Below are 12,504 nucleotides of genomic sequence, written 5' to 3' on the forward strand. Positions count from 1 at the left end.
CCAGTGTCAGTTGTATATGCTGTGGTTGTCGTAGGCATGTAATGAACGGTTTTGGTTATAGAGTAGATCATTACGGGCTCTTTTAAATCCTAAAATTTCTAAAGACAAAGTTTGTGCAGGCTCTCTCTCTTGCTCCCAGCTCTACTAATAGATCTTCGCCATAGAGTTTCACACATAATCCCTACAGAAATCCCGGTGATGTAGCACAAAATACTACTCCATGAATATGGCTTAAACTTCTTGGGACTGGTTTTTCAGGGGTAATAATGTATGTAATGGGAAAACATCCTACAGAGGCAAATACATGGGAAAATGCTTGGCAAAGAATTTAGCTGCAGATTGGTTAGATGAAAAGGTTTGGAATGACTGTGTTAATTTCATCAATAATCCTGGACAGCTATTAATAGATCTGTCTTTTCTGCAACTATCAAGATTCTTCAGGGTAGATCATATCCGCAGGGGCTACATTGAAACGTATTGCCCATGGATAATATATGAGAGAAGTTGCAATTAATCCAACAATCCAGGAAATGTCAGTACCTCCTAGCATCTTAGTAATGGGGCCTGTGTACATGGCTTGAGCTAGAAAGGGGATTTGTATCAGTACACCGATAAAATAGGTGATAATGGCAGGTACGTTCCATTTGCCGTAACGTCCATTAGGATCATATAAGGCCGGAACATCAATTTTTTCTTTTGAGAGCCAATAAAAATCAACGAGATTAATAACACTCCACGGTGTGAAAACCATGAGCAGTACCAAGACGAAATTCTTGAAAAGATTGAGAAAGTCTTTGCTGGCTAAGATGGCAATAAAAACCGATGCTATAATCATTCCCATAATGAACAAAGTTCGTTGAGTTGTCGTAGCACTTTTTTTACCATTAAGAGCAGTAGTAATTGTCAGCATGGACATGAAAGAACCATAGGCATTAAGCGTATTGACGGTTAATTTGCCGATGACTATGACCATGTAGATTAAGGTGGAAACAATTCCGATTCCACCTAGTTCCCCTAAATAACCCACCTGATTTTTCAGGAAATTACCGCCGTACCCCGCAAGGCTGGCGGCGCTAATGATGACGCCAAGAGTCATCGCCCATTGGGTGCCAATGACGCTTCCCATAAAGGTATTCCAGAATGTGGCCGACTGAGAAGTGCTGCGTGGCAGATAACGGCTGTAGTCTGCAACGTAAGGACCGAAGGTGAGTTGCCATCCTGCTGAGAGGGAAATGGCCAACAGGAAGGTAGTCAATTCGAAAGGTTTAACCCCAAATAAAGAAGCTACAGGAAATTTGCTGAATGCCATGACCGTAAGATAAGTGAAGCCGAGGATACCTGTAATGGTAGCGATCCTACCCAGAGCATGGATATATTTGTACCCAAGAATCGACAGCAGCGCTGTGAGGCTTCCGAAGATTATTATACCTACAGCTGGAGTTTCGATGCCAAGGATACCATTTACAGCCTGCCCGGAAAGTACTGTGCCGGTTGAAGCAAAACCTAGGTACATAATTACAACTAAAACAAGGGGTATAATAGCACCGATAACGCCAAACTGAGCGCGACTAGAGATCATCTGTGGTAAACCCAAGCGCGGTCCTTGCGCAGAATGAAGGGCCATTACAGCACCTCCTATGATATTACCGATGAGTAGTCCAATGAAAGCCCAAAGAGCGTCAGCTCCAAAGACTACAGCCAAGGCGCCGTCCACCACAGAAGTAATCTGCATATTTGCGCCGAACCAGAGTGTGAACTGACTAAATGGAGTGCCATGTCTTTCATGATCAGGAATCATGTCAATAGAACGTATTTCAATCAAACAATCTTTTGCTTGGTCCACCATTTCCACTCCTTTTTTATAAACTATCAATCATTAAATACAATATGTAAAAAATATGATTACGATAACAAAAAAACACAGCTCTGCTCCATTAATGGATAAGCTGTGTCTTTCTTAGTTTTTCACCGGCTGTGTGTATCAGGTCAAATGGTGAATTTCTTTACGATAAATAACTCAATTGAACGAGCAAGTCATTGACCCACTGCAGTCTATCCTTACTATACCTACTTCTTGTTGCGAAACTGAACTGGCGTCAGTCCATATTTTTTCTTAAATAATCGATTGAAATGTTCCACGTTCTGATAACCTACGCGATCAGCAATCTTTTCAACTGTCATACTTCCATTATTCAAAAAAGTACAAGCCTTTTTCATCCGGATATTTCTAACGATTTCACCAAATGTTCCCCCAGATTTTTCTTTGATATATTTCGATAGATAGGGAACCGACAGATGCATTTGTTTTGAAAGTTCCTCTAACGTAACAGTCAAGTAATTCGTTTGGATGTAATTTATGATTTCATTAATTCTTTCATCCCTGCATTTATCTTCCGCCTGTATTTCGTCTAATTGATTGACAGCTACTACAAGGGCATTAATCGAAGATGTAATAATGTCATCATCAACTCCAACACCCCAGAATAATTTGTTGTTGCAGCTAACTCCAACATAGGAAACCGCCTTAGAGGACGAACCTTTTGAAAGTGCATGTTCTTCATAAATGGCTAATTCATAATGGATGTCAAAATATTGTTTAATCGCATTGCTGACAGCATCCAAGCGCCCATTTCCATTTCCGATAATCGTTCTAACCTTTCCGTTATGATTTATGATAACTTGTGCTATAATGCCCTCTATTTGTTTAAAGCGAAATTCTTCTATGTGGAAATACGGAGTATTATTCACATATTTATCTTCAAATATGTGATATACCCACTGCGGTGATAATTCTTTATGTTCCCTATCAGAGACACCTTTAACTGTGTAACCCACGTCTTCTTTCATTTTAGCAGGAATGGACAGTCCATAATTTCCTTCCAGTATGTAACTAATACCACCTTTCCCTGACTGACTATTAATTCTGATGACATCTGAATCATATTCCCTCCCAACATCCTTAGGGTCAATAGGAAGGTACGGAACTGACCATATATCAGTTTTCTTTTCTGTTTTGTAATTCATCCCCTTAGCAATTGCATCTTGATGGGATCCAGAGAAAGCGGTAAATACTAGTTCGCCTGCATATGGTTGGCGAACATGCACTTGCATTCGAGTTAAATTTTCATATTTCTGGCATATTTCTGGCATATTGCTAAAGTCAAGTTTAGGATCAACACCATGTGAAAATAGGTTCATTGCCAATGTAATAATATCAACATTTCCTGTTCTCTCTCCGTTTCCAAATAAGGTCCCTTCAATTCGATCAGCGCCCGCAAGCATTCCCAGTTCGGCATCACAAACACCGCAGCCCCTATCATTGTGGGGATGCAAACACAAAATAACGGAATTCCTGTATTTCAAATTCTTACTCATAAACTCCACTTGACTTGCAAATACGTGGGGCATTGCATTTTCTACCGTTGTTGGCAGATTCACAATTGCTTTTTTATCAGGAGTGGGTTTCCATACATCCAGCACCGCATTACATATTTCTAGTGCATAATCCACTTCCGTTCCAGGAAAACTCTCTGGGCTGTACTGAAATGAAAAATTACCGGTTGTCTCTTCTGCTAATTTCTTTAATAATTCTGCTCCACTAACAGCAATCTGCTTGATTTCTTGCTTACTCTTTCTAAACACCTGCTCCCTCTGTGCAACAGATGTTGAATTATATAAATGAATTACAGCGTGGGGTGCGCCCTTAACAGCTTCAAATGTTTTTTTTATGATATGTTCCCGAGCTTGTGTTAGTACTTGAATGGTTACATCTTCAGGTATCATGTTTCTCTCTATTAATGCCCTTAAGAAATTATATTCTGTGTCTGATGCCGCTGGAAAACCCACCTCAATTTCCTTGAACCCAATATCCACTAGCATCTGAAAAAAAACTATTTTTTCCTCCAAGCTCATTGGTTCGATAAGTGCTTGATTTCCGTCTCTTAAATCAACGCTGCACCAGATTGGGGGTTTATCGATATGATCTTTCCTAACCCAGTCATAAGATACTTGGGGTGGCATAAAATATGCCCTTTCGTATTTTTCAAAATTCTTCATAATATCCTCCCTTCTTTCACCGCATGTAGCATAAAAAAATCTTCCGTCCTATAATCCATAACAACGAATTATAGAGACGAAAGACAAAGCTCCCGCGGTACCACTCTATTTCATGATCAACATACGCTCATGGCACTACTAATGCCTATCCCGATAACGGAGGACTTCCGTCATGACCTACTATATTTCAGCCAGAAGCTCCAAGGCGAGTTCACCACATTTCTTATACTGTTTCGCATCATCCAACAGCTTTCTGAAATCAATTTGTGGATACTATTCCTTTTCATTGCCTTTCATATGGAATAAACTATTAAATTATCTAATGATGTAATCCACTTCTAATCCCTAATTGGATAGTACCATATATCTTCCACATTGCGTAGTGATAAATTTAATCAGTTTTCTTGATCTTATTTAATTATTTTGTATTAATCATAAAATAAAGCGAAAAAAGGGCACGTTTTTTCTTAATTTTTCGCCGTATTGCAGTATAAGATAGGTGTATGCCCTGTTTTTTGGTTAATCTTACATCGTTTTTTAGGAAGATAATAAGTACAAACTATTCTTGAGGAGGTGATCATATTTATGTATCACACTAAAAGAGCGATGCGTAAGATGATGAATATGGACATGATGCCTGACATGGACATGCCAACCACCGCCAAAGTTGTTGTAGCAAGTGCTATGGTTTGGTTTGGTGCTAAAATGTTAATGAAAGAATTTATGGACTGAATCCTACTCAAAAACCCCAGCCCTTTGCTGGGGTTTCTTATTTCGAGACCAGAGTGCGCCAAGACAATCATTGCGGCATCTTTAGCAATTCTTTGGTTAGCTTCCTTATCGTACTCTGATGAGCAAAGGTCGTAGCGCCCTATATTGACTGTATCGTATCATTACAGACTGTTTTAGAGCTAACAGATTAAGCTGTTAGCTTTTTATATTTATGTTGAAAAGCTAAAAAAACAAGGTCAGTGAATTTTTTTACGTCCGCTGACCCCGTTGTTTCATAAAAAATTCCATAGTTAAATCTATTATATCTTTTACATTCAAATTACCTTTATAGGTAGACATAATAAAAAGCACCCCGAAGGATGCTTAATAATAGTATTTTAGTCAAAAGTACATATCAATCAACAGTCACAAGAGTCACAAGAGTCGCAGGAGTCGCAGGAGTCGCAGGAGTCGCAAGAGTCATGGTGCCAATCATGATGACACTTGGGGCACTTATGACAATCTTTGTGACATTTATGATGACATTTAGGGCACTCACACTCACACTCACACTCATGCCAATCATGATGACACTTATGACACTTTTTACAATCACAATCAAAATCGTTCATTTCTTCACCTCTTTTACAAGTTATTCTATATATAATATGTAATTTAAGTGAAAAAGGCTCCAACTATAGTGATATCTTTACTTTTATTTTTCCTGAAGATTGAACTATATAATCGATTCGTAATCTAGCGATGAAAGGTATTTCCCCTAATAAAATTACTTCAATAACTATAATGTATTTTGAGAATGACCATCAAAAAAGTCTTGATGAATTAATTCGCAAAAAGATTAAAGCCCAGCCAGTAAGTGGCAAAGCTAAAGAATATACTATTCAAATGACCTTCTGCCAGCACTCATTGCTGGATTTCCCTTATCCCACCCTCCCCAATATGACCTCTCTCCTACCATCTTCATATGATGATTATCCTAGTGTTCTGTGTGGTGGCCGCTATGAATACAATGGGTACAGGGGGAGATTATATTGGTTATTGAATTCATCCAAAACTCAATCCTACTCATGGTTACTCCGGTCGCAACTGTCGTGATTATATGGTTAATCTGCAAGATATTTAAAGGTCATTAAGCTCTCCTTAGGAGGGCTATTTTTTTATCTTTAATAAATATATCTATTCCCACCGGTTAATTACAATCTTCATTCCCGCCCAAACACATTTTCTCATATCATATCGTAATTCAGCTCTCGAATCCCCTCACAGAACTCAGCTACTTGCCGAATTGCATTACCTGGACAATACTACTCAAAAATTGATTGCAGAATGTCACTTATCGACTCCAAGTATAATTATTGCCATAAGCGGCAATAATAGTGCTGTGTACACATTGTATCTCCCTACAGGTGACTGCAAAAGCAGAGCCTGTATACTCCTTCATGAAACAAGACCACTAACGGTGCTGGTCTTGTTTTTTTATGTCTAGCCAATCAACTTTGTAGGAATCTTGATCCTTTTAGAATCAATGTTATTTCACAATTCGCATCTCATATTTCTATCTCTACCTCCGTCTCATACAGCACCAACGTACCTTCTTGCACTGGTACCGAAACTGGAAAAACTAGCATCTCACCACGCTGATTTTTAATTACACGAAATGGTTTTTGATATTGCAAAGCCATCTTGATAGCCTTCTCCTTCTGGCTACGTAACTCTGGGCTAACTGCAGCGTTTTTTTCCTTGCGCCGCTGACAATGAGAGCAGACATTCTCCACGTCACTCGTTAACCGACCACAATATACACATGGCCACATAACCATCCCTCCCTAAATTAGAATCTCCTCTTCAGAAATACCTCAGTACCAAAGGAGCTCATTTCATATCCGCTTACGCTAGGGTGATCTGCTTATTATCCAAGAACTCAACGTTCTAAACTACTACGTCAGCGCTCCTACTTTTCTGCCCATCTTTCTCGTAATCACGAATTTGAGGCATCCTTATACCAAGATACGACGTCTCTTAGTAAGATTATTACCACATGTTTTTTCCAATTTTATCCATAAAATAACAGACACAAAATCAGTGCGCTTATTCTCACCAAAGCCAGTATTTAGCTACATTGAATGTGGTTACGGTTTTACCTGTCTGCGCATATCTTCTTCCTCCCATACCCAACTTCTTGTAGATTTGTTGTGAATTTAATTATTGCATTCGTAAACAATATTGTTGGTAGTGGCATTGGTGATCAGAAACAGACAAATGATTCTTTGGAACAAACAAGGCTAAAGAGCAAGAGCAGCCCAAGCTGCTCTTTTTTCTGAGTTATAATATTTCCACCAGAAATTTAATAGGAATTATTTTATTGCTCCAGCATAAGATGTTCTATCTTGATTTTTTTGGAGGTAAATAATTCATGGATTTTGTCATTTTGGATAAGGTACTAGCAGCCTTATCCTTTATTACCCCGTTTATACTCTATGGTGGAATGGTCTGCGTTTTATCCACAAATAAAAACTTTGGATTAAACGACCATCAGTTCCATAATCGCATCCGCAGGTTAAAAGAACTTTTACACAACTTACTTGTAAATGGATTATTCGAAATGCTGTAATCCTTTTAAAATTAGTTGTATTGTATTCACTTGCCTATGCCAATTTGATTGGGAGTTATTAATTGTAATGTCAGCCAAATGTTGCATTACGTTTATTTCTTCGTGATAAGTCAGAAGTCTCATATCATCATTTTCACCTCTTGAAGAAAGCCGAGTAATGCATTCTTCTAAGGTTGCAAAAACACCTAAAAACAAAGTATTAGTCGAATATGTACTTTTTAATTTCAGAGCGCCATTACAATCAACAACGATTGAACCAATTTCCCCAAATTCTATCAGCCTACGAATTGACTCTAATGACGTTGCATATAGATTTCCTTTATACTCTGTGTATTCTAATAATTTTCCATCACGATGCATCTGCATTATTTCCTCTCTAGTGGCAAAGTGATACTCAACTCCACTGTTCTCTCCCCTTCGTGGTAATCGTGAAGTCCAAGTGATGATTGGATTTAATCCTAAAGACCGTTGCAGTGTAGTTTTCCCAACTCCACTAGGGCCAATAAAAGCAACAATATTAATCATAATAACCTCTGTTTTTATTAATTACATTAAGGTCTTACTCGTATTTAGTTTAATCCTCTGAATAAACTCTTGCCATGGGAAAAATACTCCTGGGCATGTCGTTCCCTGGGTCACTTCTCTATGGGGCATGATATTTTCTAATGGGATATGGTATTTTCGCATTAGTTCGAGAGTCAATTTCACTAGCGCATCCATCTGTACAACAGTAGGGGACTTACTTTCAAAATTACCGACTAATACGATACCGATGCTATGTGGATTAGCTCCCAGAGCATGAGCTCCTATTAAATTTTCCGGACGGCCATTCTCGACAGTACCATCAGGCAGAATCACTTTATGATAGGCAATACCTGCCCAACCTTTTTTTAGATGTAACTCGTGGATATCAGATACTGACATATCTTCTATAGCAGTATGGTGAATTACTATCATATCTGTTTTCTTCCGCGGCAACAAATTTTCAGAAAAGAAAAGCTCCGGTTGAAAATAATTATCCGTTTTTAGCCAATTATCATCTCGGCTTGATTGTTGTTCGTTAAGATTTGATGTTATTCGATTGAACCGACTCTTCTTAAGATAATTTTTGGCATCACCAGGAGCAATCTCTGTAATTTCAAAACCGTGGATTTTTGAATGCATATTTATTTTGGTATTGTCTTTTGAGTTGTCTATGAAAAAACGAATTAAGTTATATTTGCTATCCGATTTTCGAACAATCATCCTTACTTCTGGAAAGGTACTATTCACGAATGCAGTGCTATCCGCTGCAATCATGTTGGTGTACAGTTCGCCAAAATAGTTTTGAAAGTCCCTAACCTTAATGTTACCATCCATTATTTGAGTTTCTTTTACAACTCGATTTTGTGCATTATATTCAAACCAAACCGTTGCATTCATCTCTCCCACTGTGGTCATGTAACCATAAGCCTTAGCACTACTATTTAACGTTGATTTCCATTCACTTTGTGTCCAGATCCGATTAACCCCATCTTGGACTAAAGAATAATCACCGTACCTTTGCTCGATTTGGCTTTTGCTACTTCCAATTTCAGCAGAAACACTGGATGCTAGAGTAAGGGTCAATACACAAGCTAGAAAAAATATCAAGCAGGACTGCTTGAATAATCGTATTTGTTTAATTATCACAATGTCATCTCCTTAAAAAATTTACATACTGCAATTTGATTTTTAACAGATGTCATATTGCTATGATTAAGCTACTTCTTTTTCTTATTAGTCTTAAATACTCTCTTTCCCTGCAATTATACAAGCAAAATACATTTTTTATCTGACTACTAACAACTTATAAATTCAGATATACAAAAGCAACCAATACGACTCACATTTTCTCCATGAGTGGTATTGGTTGCTTTTTAAAACTGTCAATCCTATTGACTGGCAACAGCTAATTTCAATGGTTCACCATTAATTAATACATCTGTATACTCTCTTACTTCATTAAACACAATTTCTACCGCTAGGGTTTCACTCATAATGTAGTCCTTGTATTGAGTCGCAACATCTTGAAGAAGAACATTTCCTGTCATATAGATTTTAATCTTATCCATTACTTCAAAAGAACTATCTTTTCTCATATTTTGGATTTTGCTAATGATTTCTCTAGCATATCCTTCAACTTTTAGACTTTCAGAGATATGGGTATCAAGAACAACACCAACATCACCTTCTCCAGCAAAGGCGAAACCTTCGAGTCCATTCATTGTTACCAACAAATTGGTAGAGTTAAATTCTATGAGAGTACCATCCATTTCTACTGTAATGGCCTCGTTATTTGAAATTTTCAATGCTAACGCCATTTGATCCATCTCCGAAATAGCTTTTCTGATGGCTGGTATAAACTTACCATGAGTTTTCCCTAATACTGGGGAATTTGGTTTTACGATATAACTTACATAATCAGACATATTAGCGTTCACTTCTACGGATTTTATATTTAGTTCTTCTTTAATAATATCAATATAATAATCAGGTAGTGTCTTAGTACTTAGCAACATTTTGGAAAGAGGCTGCCTATTTTTAATATTGGCCACATTTCTCGCACTTCTTCCTAGACCACAAATCTTGTAAGTTAGCTCCATTTCTTTTTCCAGTTGCCTATCGACAAGCTTTTCATCATATTCAGGCCACCTGCACAGATGCACACTCTCCGGTGCTTTTACATCAAGACCTACTACAAGGTTTTGATAAATCTCTTCTGTTATAAAAGGAACGAAAGGAGCAGCCACGATTACTAGATTTTTCAGCACATTGTGTAAGGTAAGATACGCATCGATCTTATCATCTGTCATCTCCATAACCCAATATCTGGTTCTATTTCTCCTCACATACCAGTTTGACAACTCATCAGTAAATTCTCCGATAAGCTCTGCTGCTCCAGTTATATCATAAGCATCCAGATCTTCCCCAACCTTATGAATCATGGTATTAAGCTTAGAGATAATCCACTTATCCATGACATGGCTGCTTTGTCTCCCATGATACGTAGTCGGATCAAACTGATCGATCTGTGCATACAACACGTAGAAAGAATATACATTCCATAAAGTATTTAAAAATTTACGTTGGGCTTCAATCACCGCATCTTCATAAAACCTGGATGGCAGCCAAGGAGCACTAGCAGTATAAAAATACCATCTTAAGGCATCAGCTCCTTGATTCTCCAGAACCGTAAATGGATTTAAGACATTCCCTTTATGCTTTGACATTTTAATACCGTTTTTATCGAGCACATGCCCAAGAACGATACAATTTTCAAAAGGACTCTTATCAAATATGGCAGTAGATATAGCGAGAAGAGTGTAAAACCATCCTCTTGTCTGATCAACCGCTTCCGATATAAACTGGGCAGGAAAGTTCTTCTCAAACAACTCCTTATTCTCAAAAGGATAATGATATTGAGCAAAGGGCATGGAGCCGGAATCATACCAGCAATCAATTACCTCGCTAACTCTTTGCATTTTTTTTACACACTTAGGACATTGTAGTGATACCTTATCAATGTAGGGCTTATGAAGTTCAATATCTCCCGGCATTTGGATTGCCTTTTCCTTTAATTCGGCAAGGCTTCCGATACATTCCCTATGCCCGCATTCGCATTCCCAGATTGGTAAAGGGGTGCCCCAATAACGTTCCCGACTTAGTCCCCAATCAATCACATTATCCAGAAAATTACCAAATCGACCTTTCTTAATATTATCAGGATACCAATTGATTTTATCATTATTTTCTAAGAGATTTTCTCGTAGGGAGGACATTTTTACGAACCAAGAATCCCTCGGATAATATAAAAGAGGTGTGTCACAGCGCCAGCAGAATGGGTACGAATGAAGATATTTCTCTGTTTTATAAAGGATATTTTTTCCCTTCATAACTTCAATAATTTTTTCATCTGCTTTTTTAACAAACATCCCCTGCCAGGGGGTGACCTCTTTCACAAAATTCCCCTGCACATCAACCAAATTTATCAACGGCAGATCATATTTCTGCCCTACACGATTATCATCTTCTCCATAAGCAGGTGCTATGTGAACTACACCTGAACCATCACTGAGAGTTACAAAATCACCATGAACAATATAATAGGCTTTTTTCTCAGGAGTGACAAAAGAGAACATTGGTTCGTACTCCTGTTCAAGAAGCTCTTCTCCCTTAAATACTCTTACTACCTCATACTCACCATCAATCCTGCTAAGCAGATCTTGGGCAATGATCAAATGCTCTTCCTGATTGATGATTTCCACATAATCATATTTTCGATTTACTGCAAGAGCTACATTACTTGGCAAGGTCCATGGTGTTGTCGTCCATACCAGAATGTAGGTATCTTTACCCTTTAGTTTAAATTTAACATAAGCAGAGCTATCCTTCACATCTTTATAACCTTGGGCAACCTCATGAGATGATAGAGCGGTCCCGCAACGCGGACAGTAAGGAACAATTTTATGACCTTTATATAACAAGTCCTTATCCCAGAGCTGTTTCAACGACCACCATACCGATTCAATATATTCATTTTGATAGGTAACATAAGGATTATCCATATCAATCCAGTAAGCTACCCGTTCGGACATATCCTTCCACTGGGTTGCATAGGTAAACACGCTATCTTTGCACTTTTTTATAAAGTTTTCAACACCATATTTTTCAATTTGCGGTTTTCCAGATATACCAAGAGCTTTCTCTACCTCAAGTTCAACAGGCAGACCGTGCGTATCCCAACCCGCTTTGCGTAAAACATGATATCCTTTCATAACTTTATAACGAGGGATAAGATCTTTAATCACTCGAGTAACGACATGACCAATATGAGGTGCACCATTGGCTGTAGGAGGGCCGTCGTAAAAGGTAAAATATTCACTACCTTCATTCATTTGAAAATTTCTTTTTATAATATCTTTCTCTTTCCATTTTTCAAGAATGGATTTTTCCATTACTACGAAATTATTTTTGGAATCAACTTTTTTATACATGTTAAAAACTCCTTTTTCTCGATAGCCTTCACCATTCTATCCCTTCACTAAAAACAAAAAAACTTCATCCTGTCCAGGACGAAGTTTTAC

General features: G+C 38.0%; 9 protein-coding genes, 1 pseudogene and 2 other annotated features (1 of these 12 cut by a window edge). Of the genes and pseudogenes, 2 read left to right on the plus strand and 8 right to left on the minus strand.

Annotated features, from left to right (window positions below; all coding sequences use genetic code 11):
• Positions 1–427 precede the first annotated feature (427 nt).
• The 3 genes and pseudogenes from QSJ81_RS11755 to QSJ81_RS11765 all read right to left on the minus strand — a co-directional run.
• Positions 428–1,846 (minus strand): purine-cytosine permease family protein, encoded by a 1,419-nt coding sequence (locus QSJ81_RS11755; RefSeq protein WP_285717580.1) that lies wholly within the window; start codon positions 1,844–1,846, stop codon positions 428–430.
• A gap of 221 nt (positions 1,847–2,067) precedes the next feature.
• Entirely contained in the window at positions 2,068–2,301 is a 234-nt protein-coding gene (locus tag QSJ81_RS11760) for a helix-turn-helix domain-containing protein (protein ID WP_285717770.1), read from the minus strand.
• Positions 2,302–2,409: 108 nt separating this feature from the next.
• Positions 2,410–4,056, minus strand: a pseudogene (locus QSJ81_RS11765) (2-isopropylmalate synthase); the annotation flags it as partial.
• Positions 4,057–4,125: 69 nt separating this feature from the next.
• Positions 4,126–4,352, minus strand: a binding site (T-box leader).
• A gap of 289 nt (positions 4,353–4,641) precedes the next feature.
• On the opposite strand from QSJ81_RS11765, the gene QSJ81_RS11770 reads away from it, so the two are divergent.
• Positions 4,642–4,788: a hypothetical protein gene (locus tag QSJ81_RS11770; protein ID WP_285717581.1), complete on the plus strand. Its 147-nt coding sequence runs from the start codon at positions 4,642–4,644 to the stop codon at positions 4,786–4,788.
• Between the two features lie 394 nt (positions 4,789–5,182).
• Here QSJ81_RS11770 and QSJ81_RS11775 read toward each other — a convergent pair whose 3' ends face one another.
• Both QSJ81_RS11775 and QSJ81_RS11780 read right to left on the minus strand, forming a co-directional pair.
• Positions 5,183–5,389 carry a hypothetical protein gene (locus QSJ81_RS11775; RefSeq protein ID WP_285717582.1) on the minus strand — a complete coding sequence of 69 codons (207 nt, stop codon included), beginning with the start codon at positions 5,387–5,389 and terminating at the stop codon, positions 5,183–5,185.
• A 946-nt stretch (positions 5,390–6,335) separates the two neighbouring features.
• On the minus strand, positions 6,336–6,602 hold the full coding sequence (locus QSJ81_RS11780) for a hypothetical protein (RefSeq protein ID WP_285717583.1): 267 nt from the start codon (positions 6,600–6,602) through the stop codon (positions 6,336–6,338).
• 599 nt (positions 6,603–7,201) lie between these two features.
• On the opposite strand from QSJ81_RS11780, the gene QSJ81_RS11785 reads away from it, so the two are divergent.
• Positions 7,202–7,399 (plus strand): hypothetical protein, encoded by a 198-nt coding sequence (locus QSJ81_RS11785; protein ID WP_285717584.1) that lies wholly within the window; start codon positions 7,202–7,204, stop codon positions 7,397–7,399.
• Here QSJ81_RS11785 and QSJ81_RS11790 read toward each other — a convergent pair.
• The 3 genes from QSJ81_RS11790 to ileS all read right to left on the minus strand — a co-directional run bounded on the left by QSJ81_RS11790 (position 7,382) and on the right by ileS (position 12,414).
• Complete coding sequence (locus QSJ81_RS11790) at positions 7,382–7,924, minus strand: guanylate kinase (protein ID WP_285717585.1); 543 nt, start codon at positions 7,922–7,924, stop codon at positions 7,382–7,384. The two genes, QSJ81_RS11785 and QSJ81_RS11790, sit on opposite strands and share 18 nt — an antisense overlap.
• 21 nt (positions 7,925–7,945) lie before the next feature.
• Complete coding sequence (locus QSJ81_RS11795) at positions 7,946–9,070, minus strand: peptidoglycan recognition protein family protein (RefSeq protein WP_285717586.1); 1,125 nt, start codon at positions 9,068–9,070, stop codon at positions 7,946–7,948.
• 242 nt (positions 9,071–9,312) lie between these two features.
• On the minus strand, positions 9,313–12,414 hold the full coding sequence (gene ileS, locus QSJ81_RS11800) for an isoleucine--tRNA ligase (protein ID WP_285717587.1): 3,102 nt from the start codon (positions 12,412–12,414) through the stop codon (positions 9,313–9,315).
• A gap of 71 nt (positions 12,415–12,485) precedes the next feature.
• Positions 12,486–12,504 (minus strand) — a binding site (T-box leader) (it continues 198 nt past the right edge of the window).

The organism is Pelosinus sp. IPA-1 (assembly GCF_030269905.1).
Taxonomy (GTDB): Bacteria; Bacillota; Negativicutes; order DSM-13327; family DSM-13327; genus Pelosinus.